The organism is uncultured Alteromonas sp., assembly GCF_963976965.1.
GTDB lineage: Bacteria > Pseudomonadota > Gammaproteobacteria > Enterobacterales > Alteromonadaceae > Alteromonas > Alteromonas naphthalenivorans.
The window spans coordinates 64,233-81,373 of sequence record NZ_CAXBMP010000012.1; the positions used below are offsets into that span (position 1 = coordinate 64,233).

13 protein-coding genes are annotated in these 17,141 nt (G+C 42.6%); 12 read left to right on the top strand and 1 reads right to left on the bottom strand.

What is annotated here, in order from left to right:
* Positions 1-7: 7 nt before the first annotated feature.
* Together AAC006_RS11125 and AAC006_RS11130 are read left to right on the top strand one after the other, a co-directional pair.
* Positions 8-445, top strand: coding sequence for a sulfur transferase domain-containing protein (locus tag AAC006_RS11125; protein ID WP_020746021.1), 438 nt, complete (start codon positions 8-10; stop codon positions 443-445).
* A gap of 16 nt (positions 446-461) precedes the next feature.
* Positions 462-794 (top strand): metalloregulator ArsR/SmtB family transcription factor, encoded by a 333-nt coding sequence (locus tag AAC006_RS11130; RefSeq protein ID WP_185864187.1) that lies wholly within the window; start codon positions 462-464, stop codon positions 792-794.
* Positions 795-833: 39 nt separating this feature from the next.
* On the opposite strand, the gene AAC006_RS11135 is transcribed toward AAC006_RS11130, so the two are convergent.
* Positions 834-1,784: an IS30 family transposase gene (locus tag AAC006_RS11135; protein ID WP_126873343.1), complete on the bottom strand. Its 951-nt coding sequence runs from the start codon at positions 1,782-1,784 to the stop codon at positions 834-836.
* Positions 1,785-2,022: 238 nt separating this feature from the next.
* On the opposite strand from AAC006_RS11135, the gene AAC006_RS11140 reads away from it, so the two are divergent.
* The 10 genes from AAC006_RS11140 to AAC006_RS11185 all read left to right on the top strand — a co-directional run bounded on the left by AAC006_RS11140 (position 2,023) and on the right by AAC006_RS11185 (position 16,882).
* Positions 2,023-4,440, top strand: a complete 2,418-nt coding sequence (locus AAC006_RS11140; protein ID WP_020746023.1) for an MMPL family transporter — start codon at positions 2,023-2,025, stop codon at positions 4,438-4,440.
* Positions 4,441-4,444: 4 nt separating this feature from the next.
* Complete coding sequence (locus AAC006_RS11145; protein ID WP_020746024.1) at positions 4,445-5,263, top strand: outer membrane lipoprotein-sorting protein; 819 nt, start codon at positions 4,445-4,447, stop codon at positions 5,261-5,263.
* A 145-nt stretch (positions 5,264-5,408) separates the two neighbouring features.
* Complete coding sequence (locus tag AAC006_RS11150) at positions 5,409-6,623, top strand: hypothetical protein (RefSeq protein WP_126873342.1); 1,215 nt, start codon at positions 5,409-5,411, stop codon at positions 6,621-6,623.
* 9 nt (positions 6,624-6,632) lie between these two features.
* Positions 6,633-6,866 (top strand): DUF2892 domain-containing protein, encoded by a 234-nt coding sequence (locus AAC006_RS11155; protein WP_020746026.1) that lies wholly within the window; start codon positions 6,633-6,635, stop codon positions 6,864-6,866.
* 111 nt (positions 6,867-6,977) lie between these two features.
* A complete protein-coding gene (locus AAC006_RS11160; protein WP_020746027.1) occupies positions 6,978-7,889 on the top strand; it encodes a cation diffusion facilitator family transporter in 912 nt (303 codons plus the stop codon).
* Positions 7,890-7,908: 19 nt separating this feature from the next.
* Complete coding sequence (locus AAC006_RS11165) at positions 7,909-8,286, top strand: hypothetical protein (RefSeq protein ID WP_071981290.1); 378 nt, start codon at positions 7,909-7,911, stop codon at positions 8,284-8,286.
* Between the two features lie 68 nt (positions 8,287-8,354).
* The gene (locus AAC006_RS11170; RefSeq protein WP_288389430.1) at positions 8,355-9,701 is read left to right on the top strand and encodes a TolC family protein; all 1,347 of its coding nucleotides are present in this window, start codon (positions 8,355-8,357) and stop codon (positions 9,699-9,701) included.
* 13 nt (positions 9,702-9,714) lie between these two features.
* On the top strand, positions 9,715-11,022 hold the full coding sequence (locus tag AAC006_RS11175; protein WP_126873340.1) for an efflux RND transporter periplasmic adaptor subunit: 1,308 nt from the start codon (positions 9,715-9,717) through the stop codon (positions 11,020-11,022).
* Positions 11,023-11,037: 15 nt separating this feature from the next.
* Positions 11,038-14,247, top strand: a complete 3,210-nt coding sequence (locus AAC006_RS11180) for a CusA/CzcA family heavy metal efflux RND transporter (protein WP_339891335.1) — start codon at positions 11,038-11,040, stop codon at positions 14,245-14,247.
* A 565-nt stretch (positions 14,248-14,812) separates the two neighbouring features.
* Positions 14,813-16,882 (top strand): TonB-dependent receptor, encoded by a 2,070-nt coding sequence (locus AAC006_RS11185; protein ID WP_012518524.1) that lies wholly within the window; start codon positions 14,813-14,815, stop codon positions 16,880-16,882.
* The last annotated feature ends 259 nt before the right edge of the window (positions 16,883-17,141 follow it).

Sequence of the window (17,141 nt, forward strand, 5' to 3'; positions counted from 1 at the left end):
AATTGTTATGGAGATTATTTCGATTACTGATAACTATTCCGTATCGGGTGAATTGAATAGAAATACTATCGAAAAATTGGCGAATTTAGGCGTTGGTAGCTTAATAAATGTGCGCCCTGATGGTGAAGAGCAAGGCCAAATGTCAAGTCGAGAGTACGCCGCTATATGTCAAGATTTCGGACTGACCTACATTCATATCCCAGTGACGAGCGGTGAATACAGTGATCATATAATTGCAGAGTTTAAACTAGCGATACACGGTGATCTTGAGCAAGCGAAAGTACATTGTGTCTGCCGCACGGGCACTCGGGCCGTGCATTTATGGGCATTGATGAATCGTGCCTCGAAGACTTTTGAAGCGTTAAATTCTTTAACCACTCCTAAAGGATACGAGCTTATTGCAATCAAAGAGCAGTTTATTCATTTTTGTAAGAAAAACAGGTGATGTCAGGGTGTTAAAGTTGAAAGATATCAAGAGAGATCTATTGGATTTAAGTTGTGATCGGGCACCTGCTCCTATTGAGAAAGCCTTACCAGTTATCAAAGCATTAGCAAATAAAACTCGGCTGTTAATTATTGATTTATTACTGACAACCGAGCGAAGTGTAGATTCAATTTCGTTTCAATTGGCATTACCGCAAGCTGTTGTTTCACAGCATCTAAAAATTTTAGCTCGTAGCGAATTAGTCCGTTGTCATCAACAAGGTAGGCAACGTATATATGGTGTACACCGAAAACATGCCTTACTTATTGGTTTAATTTTCGAGTTAATGTCAGAAAAAGGGAATGGTTAAAATGCGCGAATTCAAGTTCGAAGTGCACCACTCACTAAATTAGGCCGCTCCGCGTAATTGATTAAATACAACTTCAGGTTGTTTGTAACCAAGGCACTTCCTTGGTCTCAAATTCAGAGCACGTTGTGCTTGCGCAATCTGCTCATCTGTTACCGTGCTTAGGTCTGTGCCTTTGCTAATGAACTGCCGCAGTAACCCGTTAAAGTTCTCATTTAAACCTCGTTCCCAAGACGAATAGGGATTGGCGAAGTAGACGTCTGTTTTCAGCTTTTCAGCAACCAACTCATGAGCACAAAATTCCGTGCCGTTGTCTGCGGTAATCGTGTGCACATGCCTGCGATAGCGCCATAACATACCAACCATTGCACGACTGACTTCCGCTGCGCTCTTCGCAGGCACCTTACGAATTAGGTAGAACTTACTTTTCCGCTCGACCAGACTCACAATCGCACCTGTACCGTTTTTGCCTAATACGGTGTCTGCTTCCCAATCGCCAAAGCGTTTCTTTCTATCAACGATAGCAGGCCTATGCTCAATACCAACGCGGTTAGGGATAATCACTCGCTTCGCGCGACTGCCTTTTCGATACTTACGTCGGCCATGGCGCAGCTGTGTGTGTAACTTGCCTCCCGATAATTTATCGCGTTGAACATACCCATAAATCCACTCATGACTAACTGGATGGCCGATAAGTTTACCCACACCGGCTATTTGCTCAGGACTCCACTTTTCAGTCAGGCCAAACTCGACAAAGACAATAGTAAGTGCTGATACACGATATTTTGCTGCACTTCGCCGTCGCTTAACCGTTTTTGATTGCGCAACCTCAGGAAGATAATGTGTACCGCGAATTCTATTACGCCGAACCTCTCGACTTATCGTACTGTGGCTAACTTTCAAACGATTTCCGATTTCTCGATAACTGAAACCCTCGCGTAAGTAGGCTTCTATCTGGTATCGTTGTCCCTCGATCAACTGCTTGTAACTCATGGTAACTACTCTTGTTTTTTGGCGATTACAGAGTACCACCAACAGGCAGTTGATCTCTTCTCACCATTTAACCAAGAGTGGTGCACTTATTATCTGAATTCGGGTGAACTTGATTGCAAAAAAGATAATACATCACTGTACGTCCTCACCAAGATTGGTCTATGTTTTATTGCTACTTATAACCACTGTATTCATCGCACAAATCCCGAGTATCATAATCGATACTGACCCGGAAAATATGCTTGATGAAACCCATCCTGCTCGCCTATTTCATAACGAAGTGAAGACTAAATTTGCAATGCACGATTCCATTGTGGTGGGTGTTGTAGATACTCAGAGTGACAGCGGTATATTCACCTCTCGAACATTGAAAGACATTTTTGAAATTACAAAACAAATCATGGCTTTTGATGGTGTGATTTCAGCGGATGTGATGTCGATATCAACGGTTGACAACATAACTCAAAATGACTCCGGAACGATACGATTCGAATGGCTTATGTCTAAGCCGCCAATCAGTGAATTTGAGGTTATGAAGATTAAGCAAAGTCTTTCTCGGTTACCACTGTTACAAGAGACGCTTGTGTCCAAAAATGGCAAAGCTGCCGCGATTTATATCCCTATTAAAAATAAAAATGAAAGTTTTAGAATTGCTGAGAAAATCCGCTTAGCGACTAGTTCTCTGAGTGGCAATGCTAAATGGTACGTGACAGGATTACCAGTAGCTGAAGATCAGTTTGGTGTGGAAATGTTTAATCAAATGATAGTTGCTGCACCTTTAGCGGGTCTCACAATATTTATATTGTTGTTAGTGTTTTTTCGTAATCTTCCTCTGATCATTGCACCGATGATAGTTGCAATGGCGACAGTCTTGATAACTATGGGGGCTTTGATTGGAGCCGGATTTACTGTGCATATCATGTCTTCAATGATTGCAATTTTTTTAATGCCAATTGCAGTCGTAGACTCTGTGCACATATTATCCGAGTTTAGCGGTCGTTACAAACCCGGCAATGATTTGAAAGAAACCGTTGAGGGGGTTGTCGGGCATTTATTTACACCAATGTTATACACCTCAATCACTTCGTCCATAGGTTTTTATTCCTTGATGTTAACCCCAATTCCACCGGTTCAAATATTTGGTGCTTTTGTAGGGACGGGGATCTTACTCGCATTTTTAATCACCATCACGTTCATTCCGGCATTTCTAACAAGATTGTCAGATAAATCTTTGAGATCGTTGCAAACCACCATGCACTCGAAGGAAAGCAGCAATAAACTGCTCCGCTTTGTGAAATCTACTGGAAGATTCGCGATAAAGAACCGAGTGTCGCTTCTCTTTGTTTTTGTCGCAGTTTTTGTCGTTTCTGTTTGGGGGGTAAGTAAAATTCAAATAAATGACAACCCTGTTCGTTGGTTTAAAACTGATCACGAAATTAGAGTAGCGGACAAAGTACTGAATGAGAATTTTGCAGGCACATATGATGCCTATATGGTTTTGACGTCTACTCAACCACTATTATCTGTTGTGGAAATATTAAATAAAGAACTTCCACACACTTTATTTGAGTGGGTGAAAGAGCAGTCCGATGCGATCATAGAAGCGAGTCTTCATACTCAATATCAAAACATGATCATCATTATTGAGGATAAACTTTTCACTGATCTATCAGGTGAAGAAGTCAATTATTTAGAGAATACGTTGCAGCAACTGGAAACGACGTTAAGTAGATCTAAAGCATTTCAGTCACCAGAACTGCTTCGTTATATTGCTGACTTGCAAATCCATCTAAATGGATCTGGTTTAGTTGGTAAATCTAATTCACTGGCAGATGTCACCAAACTGGTTGCGCGTGAGCTTCGGTCAGGTGAGAGTAAAGATTATCAAATTCCGAATTCTCCTCAAGCAGTTGCCCAAACATTTTTACAATATCAATCCTCACACAGACCAGATGATCTGTGGCACTTTGTGACTCCTGATTTTCAACAAACACTTGTATGGTTGCAATTGAGATCTGGAGATAACCAAGATATGAGTCGAGTGGTTAATCTTGTAGATGAGTATATAGAAAAAAATCCGCTTCCGAAATTTATAAAGTTGGATTGGGCAGGTAAAGCTTATCTTAATGTTGTATGGCAAGAAAATATGGTTGCTGGAATGCTTGACAGCCTTATTAGTGCTTTCGTAATTGTGTTTATTATTATGGTGGCTTTATTTCGTTCCCTGATATTTGGCTTGTTGGCAATGCTTCCACTCACCATTACCATCACTTTTATTTATGGACTTATTGGAATTATCGGCAAGGATTACGATATGCCAATTGCCGTTTTATCAGCATTGACACTAGGACTATCGGTAGATTTTGCGATTCATTTTCTAGAGCGTGCAAGAGAAACGTTTAAATCTACGCAAAGCGTTAAAAAAACTTTTGATTTAATGTTCGAGGAGCCCGCAATCGCGATATCTCGCAACGCAATTGTAATCGCCCTTGGATTTACACCTTTGTTATTTGCGCCACTCGTACCGTATATCACTGTTGGTGTTTTTCTTGCAAGCATCATGGCAATTTCGGCATTGGTGACGTTGCTTATATTGCCATCGGTCATGATTTTAGGTGCTCGTTGGGTTTTTGGTCAGTCATTTAGAGGAGAATAGAAGAATGAAGGTATACAAAATAGCAATAGCAACAACGTTGTTAGCTTTAGTATTGAATAGCGTTGTTTATAATGCTGATGCGGCTATCACGCAGTCCGTTAATGTAGATGAAATAGTGCGAGAAGCAGAGAAGGCTGCCTACTATTCCGGAGAAGACGGCATTGCCGATGCGCGGATGCTGATAATAGACGCACAAGGTCGTAAGCAAATGAGGCAATTTACTATTTTACGTCGTGACATCACTGATAACGGTGATCAGCAAATGATGGTGTTTTTCTCTAGGCCATCTGATGTTAGGGACACGGTATTTCGTGTTGAAAAGCATGCAGATTTAAAAAAGGATGATGATCGTTGGTTATATATGCCAGCGTTGGATCTGGTTAAGCGTATATCGGCTGGGGACAAACGAACTTCATTTGTGGGCTCTCATTTTTTCTATGAAGATGTATCTGGCCGCACAGTCTCTGAGGATAACTTTGAATTAATCGAAGAAAACAAAAAGTACTATGTATTAAAAGGAGTGCCTCTTGACAAATCAACTGTAGAGTTTGATTACTATTCTGTTACGATTGATAAGAAAAGCTTTTTACCCATTCTCATTAACTTTTATAAGGAAAGTGATGACAACTATCGACGAGTAGAGGCTGTTGAAATTCAGGATGTACAAGGATTTCCTACCGTAGTGCGTTCCAAAGTTTCAGACCTCAAGACCGGTGGGTATACGTTGATGGAGTTTAGGAACATAAAATACAACGTTGGCCTTGATGACGACGTATTCAGCGAGCGCAGTTTACGCAATCCCCCTAGACGTTGGCTAGACTAACGCTATGATAATGAGCCGGTTTAACAAAGAGGACATGCAAAGGCGCTTGCTTCAGCGAGTTCTGAGTATAATCATATTCATTGTTTGTGTTCATGGCGAGGTATATTCCAAACCTTTTCCTGAACCATATGAAGATGATTGGGGAATGATTGATTGGGAAGAGGAAAGTGAAGACATTTATCAGCTGAGCGGATTTCTAGAAATGGCTTCAGGCGTCCGCTTGTCGAATGATCCTATTATTGGAACAGACAAAACCCTCAGTGATCTACGTCTACAAGTGCAGTTTGATTATGACCTTCAGGCCTCCCAGTTTTCTTTTGTATCAGACGCATATTTTGATGGTGTCTTGGAACAGACAAGAATAAACATCAGAGAAGCTACATGGGAGGCTCGCCTTGGTTTTTTGGGTGCATGGGGAAACAGATTTGATGCGAAGGTTGGTCAACAAGTTTTGACGTGGGGAACTGGAGATAATGTTTTTTTAAACGATCTTTTTCCGAAAGACTTTCAATCATTTTTTGCGGGACGAGAGGTTGAATATTTAAAGTCTCCATCATTGTCTGCAAAGGTATCGGCGTATTTTGATGTGTTTAATCTAGATGTAGTTTTGACACCTGAATTTGAACCTGACGTATACATCAATGGCGACTATTTTTCATTTTTTCTCCCCACTGCAGCCACTCAGGTAGCATTAGGTTTTGATGTCACTCCTCCCCTGAGACCCCAATCGCCTGAGTATGCGTTGAGGCTATATAAATCGGTAGGCACATCAGAGTACGCGGGGTATTTTTACAGTGGATTTCATAAAAGCCCTAATAGTCTTACACAAGACTATAGACCTACATTTTCATCATTGAACGTCTACGGAGCAAGCTTTCGCACTACGTTGGGAAATGGTATATTTAATGCCGAATTTGCTTATTACGATTCGGTTGATGATAAAAATGGCGATAACCCGTTAGTACCTAATGGGCAAGCTCGATGGTTACTCGGATATGAACAGGAAATTGTTGGAAACCTCGAAGGAAGCCTCCAACTATACACCGAAAGCATCCTCGATCATCAAGCGTTGATTCAAAATTCACTGACGCCTAAATTTGAGCCTAAACAACATCGAGTATGGTTTACGCAAAGATTGCGTTATAAAGGTATGCAGCAAGCATTGGTATTAAATGCCTTTAACTTTTATTCAACCACAGATAAGGATGGTTATTTAAAAGTTAGTGCAGAATATAGCCCTGTTGATTTATGGCGATTATCAGGTGGTTTAAACATTTTTTATGGTAAACAACCTTTTACTTTTTGGGGACAGTTCGAGGATGCCTCAAATTTTTTTGTTCGTTTTCGGTATTTTTATTAAGGAGTTGTCATGTCTTCAGAGAGAGCACTCACTGCATTTGCAGGTTTTATGGTTTTGTTGTCTGTTATTCTAACTATTTGGCTACACCCATATTTCGTATGGTTCACTGTTTTTGTCGGCGTAAATTTGTTCCAACAAAGCTTTACGGGCTTTTGTCCAGCAACCATTATACTCAAAAAATTATTCGGTCTTAAAAGTGAGAGGGAGATTGCGCTTGAAGCTGTATCTACACATCGAGAGTAATGCAAAAAAGTCACTATTCAATAGATATAAGACAAGATAAAGAACGGGGTTTTATATGCTAAGTGAATCCATACAAACATAATAAGGTAAATGCATTATTGGAAATTAAACATGCACAGTCATAATCATTCACATAGCCATACGCACTCAGATGGCAATTCAGACGATGCATCAAAGCGCATTGGCTGGGCGTTCCTTCTAAATGTGGTGTTCACCATCATCGAATTTATTGGTGGTTGGCTAACCAACAGCACCGCTATCATGGCTGACGCGGTGCATGATTTGGGCGACAGTTTGTCGATTGGTACTTCTTGGGGCTTAAATAAACTTAGCGATAAAGATGCCAATCGCACTTTTTCCTATGGCTATAAGCGGTTTTCACTATTGGGGGCGTTAATCAACGGAGTTGTATTGACCATAGGCTCTATTTGGATCTTGTTTGAAGCAATCCCTCGTTTAGCAGAGCCTGAAATGCCCCAAGTAGAGGGAATGTTAGCCTTATCTATTTTTGGTATGGCAGTAAACGGTTTTGCCGCTTATAAACTAAGCGAAGGAACGTCATTAAACGAACGAGTGCTTAATTGGCACTTGTTAGAAGATGTTCTCGGTTGGGTGGCAGTATTTATCGTATCCATCGTCTTAATGTTCAAGCCTTGGGCGATTTTAGATCCCATCTTATCCATTGGCTTCACTTTGTTCATCCTCTTCAATGTGTTTCGTAACCTAAAAGAAACCCTGATGCTATTTTTACAGGCAACGCCAGATGAAGAGCAAATGTCAACAATCCGAAACGACTTGCTTGCAAACGATAAGGTAAGCGACCTCCATCATTTTCATATTTGGTCGTTAGACGGAGAGCGCAATGTTATGACTGTCCACCTTGTCTTAAAAGGAGAAGTTAGTGTTGAACACATTCAGTCATTAAAAGAGAGCATACAAAGCTCATTAGCCAAGTATCATTTTGAACATACTACAGTTGAGCTAGAATTTGCCGATGAACAATGTCGTGACGAAATGAAATAGGTTTGGTATGCTACTTGTTATGAAAAATTTAAAACGTATATGTTACATCATGATCTCGCTGATACTCTTTCAGTCGTTTTCTGCTGTGGCCAATTCGTTAGATTTTGATGCAATAGACACTCAACATTTGCAACATGAACACAATCATGCTGAGCATGATAAGAGTTTGTCATCAACAAGTACGCAAGATGCAAGTACCGACCAAGTACAGGGGCAGCATAATCCAGCCGACTGTCATCACTGTGGTCATTGCCATGGTACACATGTTCAGTGGGTCGGTCATGACAGTATCAATAAACACCATCACGTGGTGTCAAACCACAACTTTAACTATCTAGATGCTCTTATAGACGCACCTATCAACCGCTTACTGCGCCCACCTAAGCAAAAATCCTAAATTCTGTTTAAAGCTAGTCGCGATAACCTTAAACGCGACGTCCGTTATTATTTAATTTTAGGATTATTATGAATCTTACTCATTTTATTGGGCGTGACCTGCATGTCAGGTCGCCACTGCTATCTGCGCCTTTTAAGCGTATTCAAACAACAAAAGCCACATCATTGAGACGGCTTAGCTTACTTACATTTAATGGCACCAAACTGCTGTGCACTTGCTTATTGTTTGTACCGATTTTTGCTCATGCGCAAAATCAGAACTGGGAAAGTTGGTTCTCTTCACAGATAAACAAACATCCCGATATTGTCGCGGCCAAAGAACAATTGTTAAGCACAGGTGCGCTCGCTGATGCTTCTGAACGAGCCCTTTATAACCCTGAATTGTCAACTGACTATACGCGTAATGGCGATAACAATGACTACAGCGTGGGTGTTGAACAGACAATCGACCTTTGGGACAGGCAAGGCGCAAGGCGACAAAAAGCGGGTTTTATGCGCACTGCTGCACAAGCTCAATACCAAGAAGTCGTTTTAAACAAATCAGCTGATGCTATTGATGCATTAATCAATTGGCGTGCAGCAAGAAGTGCCGCTGTAATTGCAAAATCACAACAACAGCAACTTAATTCGTTACTTGAATTGGTCGAAATACGTCAAGCGGCTGGTGATCTAGGGAGTATCGATGCAGAGCTTACCTTTTTGTCGTTATCGAAACAATTTGCTCAAGTGGCGGGAGCAGAGGCTCAACTTCAAATGGCCGAAGCAATGGTGCGGGAGTTACTTCCTGATTGGGAGCCAGAGCGAGGGATTATACCCGACGACTTTTGGCCTTCTAATGCTACATATCCGTCTGATGAAGAATTACTAAAACACCCAAAAGTAGCAAGCGCTTATGCGCAATGGCTCACGCAAAAAGAAGAAGCAGAAGTCACTAGACGTAGTGCAAAAGCAAATCCTACTTTTGGTATTAATGCAGGGCAGGAAGCGCGAGAAAACACCGTTGGGCTGACCTTTTCCATACCGTTAAACATTCGCAACGATTACAGTGCAGAAACTCGCGCCGCAGAACGCATGGCGTTAGAAACTGAAGCACGTTTTAGAGCGCAGTATCGGAAACTTCGTTTCGATTTAAAAGGAGCGTTTGGCGCGTGGCAAAGCTACAACCTACAGTTTACGCAATGGCAATCATTGGTAAAGGGTCGCATCGAGAGTAGTGGTGATTTGTTAGAGAAGCAGTGGCGCAGTGGCGATTTATCAACGACTAACTACCTTATTGCACTGAATCAACGCGCAGAAAGTTTACTGTCTGGCATAGAGCTCGAAAAGCAAACGCGCATAGCATTAAAAAATCTCATGCTGCAATCAGGTCGTCTTATCGACTTGCCCCCAGTTCAACACGATTTCTCAATTGAGTAACAGGATTAACAAAATGAATAAAACAGTATTAGCAGTTTTCATCGCCACATTTGTCGGCGCTGCACCAAGTTTCGCACAAAAGTCTGATCAACAGCATGCTCACAATGAAACGGTAACAAGCATCGATAAAAGCATAAAAGATAAACATGACGAACATACTGATGATGGTCATGAAGAACATGAACTACAAGATGGTCAAAAGCTTGATGAGCATGGAGGCGAGGGTGCCGATGAACATGATGATCACGAAAGCGAACATGCTCATGATAAAGGTGAAAACGAGGATAAAGATGATGAAGAGCATGATGAAACTGCTTCTGCATCGTTAGACTCCAATCAAATGGCATTAGCCAACATTAAAGTAAGCACACTAAGCCCCAAAATTGTCAATTATACTTTGTATGCACCGGGTGAAATATTTTCAAACGGCTATAGCAGCTATAGAGTATCACCCAGAGTGGCATCCGTTGTCACGCGTCGTCATGTGGCATTGGGAGACAGGGTAAATAAAGGCCAAGTGCTTGTCACGCTTTTTAGCGAAACCGTTGCGCAAGCACAAGCCAATTACCGAACAACATATCCAGAATGGGAAAGAGTAAAAGGACTTGGTCGAAAAACTGTTGGAGAGCAGCGCTACATTGATGCAAAAGCTAATTTTGAAGCGGCTAGTGCAGTATTAATCTCATATGGTTTATCCGATGCAGATTTGAAAACGCTCACCTCACAGCAATCAATAGCATTAGGAGAATATAGCTTACGTGCTGAAATTGATGGCGCGGTACTCAGTGACTCGTTTGAACAAGGTCAGCGTATTGATGCGGGAGAGCCGTTGATCTCGTTGGCAGATGAAAGTGAACTTTGGGTAGAAGCGCATCTACCATCGAATATTAACCTGCGGTTAGGTGCAGGTTCTCCGGCACAAATCAAAGTGGGAGACTTCACAGTTGATGCAACGGTTACACAAGAGGCACATACCATTGACCCAATTACTCGAACGAGAACGGTTCGGCTATTAGTGAGCAACCCTGAACATCGTTTGCATCCTGGTCAATTTGCCGAGGTGTATTTCCGTTTTCTGACAAAAATGCCGGTAATGGCTGTTTCAGAAAGTGCGCTAATGCGAGGGCCCGATGGAGACTGGATGGTATTTGTAGAAGATCATCCCGGCGAGTTTTTACCCGTCGAAGTTGAACTTGGAAGAGCGCTTGGTGGCTTGCGGGAAATAACCGGTGTAGAGCCGGGTTCTCGCGTAGTAAGCGAAGGTGCTTTTTTTGTCGCTTCACAAATCGCTAAAGGCGGTTTTGACCCACACAACCACTAATTAGGAGGAGTCTTTATGTTTAATAAATTAATTGATTGGGCTGTTACTAATCGTTTGTTAGTGGTGATTGCTCTGACAACGTTAATAGTCAGCGCGGTTTTTGTTATTCCAAAACTGAATTTGGATGCATTTCCAGATGTCACCAACGTGCAAGTATCTGTCAATACAGAAGCACCGGGGTTAGCTGCCGAAGAAGTAGAGCAGTTAATTACTTATCCAATAGAAGCGGTGATGTATGCCTTACCGGATGTGATGGAAGTGCGCTCTATTTCCAAAACAGGTCTTTCAGGTGTGACCGTTGTGTTTAGCGAGGACACAGATATCTATTTTGCACGTCAATTGGTATTCGAGCGTCTGCAAGCGGCTAAAGAGTTAATTCCCGAGGGCGTCGGTACGCCAGAAATGGGACCCAACACATCAGGATTGGGGCAAGTGTATCAGTATCTATTGTTGGCTGAGCCCGATTCAGGCCTAGACGCTATGGCGTTGCGTAGTTTAAATGATTGGGTGGTGAAATTGCTGCTGCTTCCTGCCGATGGCGTAACGGATGTGCTCTCTTTTGGTGGGGAAGTACGCCAATACCAAGTTAACCTCAATCCATCTCAATTACTTGGATATGGCTTGACTCAAGATATAGTGATGGAAGCACTTGAGCGGAATAATACCAATGTGGGGGGGTGGTATATGAACCGAGGGCAGGAGCAACTTGTGATAAGAGGCACTGGCTGGTTAGATCATGGCGAGGAAGGGTTAGAGCAATTACGTCAGGTACCTTTAAAAACCGTAGACGGAACAACGATTACTGTATCCGATGTGGCGAACGTTGAGTTAGGTAGCGAAATTCGTCAGGGTGCTGCCACCATGACCAGAAAAGACGCCGACGGTAACATTCAAAACTTAGGTGAAGTCGTCTCAGGCATTGTACTTAAGCGCATGGGAGCTAACACGAAAGCCACAATTGATGGCGTCAATGCTCGTATTCAGCGAATTAACCAAGCATTGCCTGATGGCGTGAGTTTTGAAGTATTCTACGATCAAGCTGACTTAATTACTCAAGCCGTGGATACGGTTGTAAATGCGCTAATGTTAGCGTTCGTATTTATTATTGTTATTCTAGCTTTATTTTTGATGAATCTACGAGCCACGTTTTTAGTCCTGATTTCGATCCCTATTTCTATTGGTATTGCCTTAATGGTCATGTCGTGGTTTGGACTTTCTGCCAACCTTATGTCGCTTGGGGGCATTGCAGTGGCAATCGGCATGCTAGTAGATGGCTCAGTGGTAATGGTTGAAAACATGTTTAAACACTTGACTCACACTGATGCTGAGCATGATCACAAGAGACAATTGGGTGAACATGTTGAAGATGATGATCCATTAGACTCGTCCCATGATACGCACGGTATCGCTTTGCGATTACAAGAAGCGGGCAAGGAGGTAGCCCGGCCTATCTTCTTCGCAACAGCCATAATCCTTGTGGTATTCATGCCTTTGTTTAGCTTTGAAGGCGTTGAAGCAAAATTATTTCAACCAATGGCTATTAGTATTATGTTGGCCATGCTTTCGGCGGTATTAGTTGCACTGATTATTGTACCGGCATTGGCGACGTATCTATTTAAAAAAGGCGTGAAACCACGAGAAAGCGTTGTGTTGAAACCTTTAGACGCGGGGTATCGCAAAGGGCTATCGTGGGCAATTTTGCATAAAAAAGTAGTGATTGGAATTGCTGCAATTATGGTAGTCGCTGCTGGTGTAGTGCTTCCTCGGCTTGGCACAGAGTTTGTACCAGAACTGGAAGAGGGCACCATTAACTTGCGTGTTACTTTAGCGCCTTCATCTAGTTTAGATACTGCCCTAGAGGTCTCCCCTAAGCTTGAGAATATATTAATGGGGTTTCCAGAAGTCACCTATACATTGTCGCGTATCGGTCGCGCCGAAATAGGAGGCGATCCTGAGCCTGTAAACAATATCGAAATTTATATCGGGTTAAAGCCAGTGCCTGAATGGACAAGTGCAAGTAACCGCTATGAACTGCAAGCGTTAATGGAAGAAAAAATGGAGCAACATCCGGGTTTGCTCTTCAATTTTTCTCAACCTATCGCGACAAGAGTGGACGAGTTGTTATCGGGTGTAAGAGCTCAACTTGCCATTAAATTATTTGGACCTGATCTTGACATCTTGGCTGAAAAAGGCCAAGCCATTGAAGCTTTAGTAAAAGAAGTTGAAGGTGCAAGAGATGTTGCTATGGAGCAAATTGCCGGTGAATCTCAACTGATTGTGACACCGAATCGCCGCGCTCTGTCGCGCTATGGGTTGGCCGTGGGTGATGTAATGGAGCTCGTAAGCGAAGGTTTAGGTGGAGCCAGCGCTGGCCAAATCATCAATGGTAATGAGCGCTATGATATTTATGTCAGGCTTGCTGAACAATTTCGAAATAACAGTCAAACGATAGCCGACTTGCGCTTACAAACTCCGTCAGGTGCATGGGTTCGTTTAGGAGATGTTGCAGAAGTGACGATTGCTTCTGGTCCACCGCAAGTCAGACGTGATGACGTACAGAGGCGAGTTGTTATCCAGGCAAATGTTCAAGGTCGAGACATGGGTAGCGTGGTGGCAGATATTCGTCAATCTATTGATGAGCAGCTAGCACTGCCTACTGGCTATTCAGTGGATATTGGCGGGCAATTTGAGAATCAACAACGGGCGCAGAAACGATTATCACTAGTTGTGCCGCTTTCGTTGGGCTTAATTGCATTACTACTGTACTTTGCTTTTGCTTCGTTTGGTCAGGCAATGCTGATCCTCGTGAATGTGCCTCTAGCTGTGATAGGCGGAGTATTTTCACTTTGGTTATCAGGGCAATATCTTTCTGTACCGAGCTCCGTAGGTTTTATTACCTTATTTGGAGTGGCGGTCCTAAATGGGGTGGTGATGGTAGAAAGCATCAATCAGCGCATTGCAGACGGATTATCAGTATCTGACGCTGTATTCGATGGTGCTACATCAAGACTTCGGCCAGTGTTGATGACGGCGATTACATCTGCGCTAGGGCTAATTCCAATGTTAATGTCTAACGGCGTGGGTGCTGAAATCCAAAAACCGTTAGCAAGTGTTATTGTAGGCGGCTTAGTAACCGCGACATTTTTGACGCTCTTTGTACTGCCTGTGCTTTTTGCCTGGTTTTCAAAAGGGAAGTTAAAAGATATGGCAAGAGCGCCTTCCTAAGCTCAGCTGGCCTGCTGTGTGCGATGAGCATCGGCAGGCTGATTATCACTTTATAAGGGGTTCACCCATTAAGCTGCCCTGTCAAGTAAACAATAATATGCGTTTCCCCTTGGTTCTGGCGGTTCAAGGGTTTTCGATGTCCAATATCCGCCTCTATTCATCTCGTTTTTTAGTCGGACAGCGTCTATTCTTGCTCGCACCAGTCTACCGCATTAATCATTGCAGAAAACGCCAATTAGATCTGTTCCAGGCTAGGGGAATTGGACACTATTCTGGCATCACTTGAACACCAGTTCAGGTGAGACTTAGCACACTTTTTCCCTGATTTCGAGAATTCAATGTTTAAGTAAATCGGAATACGACCGTCAATCTAGAACTCCCGTTTTAACGTCATACAATTCACGTGTCTAATATTACTCATTACGTGATTTACTAAAGTATAAATTATCAGTCATTGCGACATTGGTTGTGCGCCATATTGCTAATGATAGGTATTCGTATTATCATTAGCTAATTAATGCAACTTCTTTTTTACCTTATCACTACCCACCAAGGAATACTTTTTATGCAAACAAAGCTAACGCGCTTAACTTTGTCAGTTTCGACCGCACTACTATCTTTCAGTTCACTAGCTCAAGAAACACCCGATGTAGGCGAGGCGGGTGACAAAATAATGCCTGCTATAGAAGTTATTCGCGTAATAGGCGACAGCACCTCCGCTCTTTTAAAACAAACGGGTAGCGTTGTTATTATCAATCAAGATCAAATTGATAAAATTCAACCCTTGTCGACACAAGATGTTTTGCGAAGTATTCCCGGTGTGAATATTAAAAGTGAAGAAGAAACTGCCATAGTGTCTAACATTGGTATTCGGGGCCTTTCAGCAAGTGAATCTAAGTCTCTACTTTTAGAAGATGGCGTGCCCGTTGCACCGGGTCTTTTTATTGGTAACGCCCGTTATTTTAATCCCCGTATTCAGCGTGTAAGTCAAATTGAAGTACTGAAAGGCTCAGCTTCACTTCGCTATGGCCCATCCACAATAGGCGGCGTAGTGAATTATAAAACTAAAACACCCGATGATGGTGTCATCCTCACTGGCCGTGCTGGTTCCTTTAATATGCAAGAAATTACTGTAGAAGCGGGTGGCAAAAACGAAGACGAGGATGCATTTGCTGGTGTTTTAGCAACCCGCGCTAGCAGCGATGGCTTTATGGATAAAGGCTATGATATGACCGATGTAATGGCAAAAGCTGGTGTTATTTTTGACAATGGTCAAAAGTTAGGCATTAAACTATCGCGTTATGAAAATGACGCAAATATCTCTTATCGTGGATTATTACTAGCTGAGTATGAAGCGGGTGAAGACTACAACCCTGCACCAGACGATTACTACTTAACCGAGCGTACAGCGTTTGATATTAATCACGAATGGTCATTATCTAACGACGCAACCCTAAACACCCTTGTTTATTGGAGTGACGTGAGCCGCGATTATTGGCGTTATAGTGTTGATACTGAGGCCTCAAACGAGGCCAATAGTTGGGTATATACCGACAGTTTAACCGGAAATAATCGCTCGTTTGAGCGCGTTGGAATAGAAACTCGCTTGACTTTAGAACACAGCCTTATGGGTGTAGAAGCCAACAGTGAATTTGGCTTACGTTTCATGCAAGAGGAGTCAAACGACACCCGAATTCGAGCGCTGCGCAGCTCCGATCGCACAGGAGCAAACGATCGCCACCGTATTGATTCGGCGCAAAGCTATGCCGGCTATGCCCAAAGCCGTATTCAATTAAGCAATGCTTTTGCTTTTACACCCGGCCTTAGAGTAGAGTCCTATGAGCAAAAAAGAATAATACTAACCAACGATAATGCAGAAGCAACAACCAGCAACACCGAAATTCTACCCGGTGTTGGCGCAACTTACGACTTGAATGATTCGGCACAAATTTATGGTGGTGTTTACCGCGCTTTCTCGCCCGCTTCAAACGGTGTGGCACTTGACGGGCTGAGCGATCAAAACTTAGATGGAGAGCGTTCAACTAACTATGAGCTAGGCCTCAGAGGAAAGCAGGGCGACATTACTTATGAAGCAGCCGCTTTTATCATGGACTTTAGCAATCAAGTGGTAACGGGTAATAGCGACCCTAATTTGTCTCAGTCCAACGGCGGTGAAACTGAACATTTAGGTATGGAATTGCTGTTAGCCTATGATATTGGTAGTGGCTTTTATATTGATACTAACGCTACGTTTATCCCAACTTCAGAATTTAAAACAGGAGAAAATAGTGGAAACCGACTTCCGTATGCGCCAAAAGTAATTGCCAATGTTGCTTTGAGTTATGAAAGTGATAAGTTAAGCGGGGCATTAACCGTGCATCATCGAGGCGAACAATATGGTGATGCAAGCAACACAGTAGACATACCTGATGATGCCGCGGGTGGCATTTGGGGTGGCTTGTTACCTGCTTATACCTTGTTAGATGTAAACGCTAGTTATACCGTTAACAAAAATATGAAGGTATTCGGCGCTATCAAAAACCTAACTGATAAACGCTACATCACCGGCATGCGACAAGGTATTTATGTTGGCCCTGAGCGTTCGTTTGAAATTGGCGTAAATTATCGGTTCTAGTGTATACTTTTAGACAGAAATGCACTAATTCCGCATTATTGTTGCGGGATTAGTGTTATGCACCTTTGGTAACCGTTAATTTGTATGTAAAACTAAAACACGGTTAGCAGCTGGAACAAATACACGCAACATGATCAGCCGCCAATACCGAAGAGACTTTTCTTAGTAAGTTCAGCATCGCTTTATTATGGCTTATCGTTGTATCGATAAATCGCTTATTATCATTTTATGTGTCTCTCAGATTTACGCTCTAGCCAAG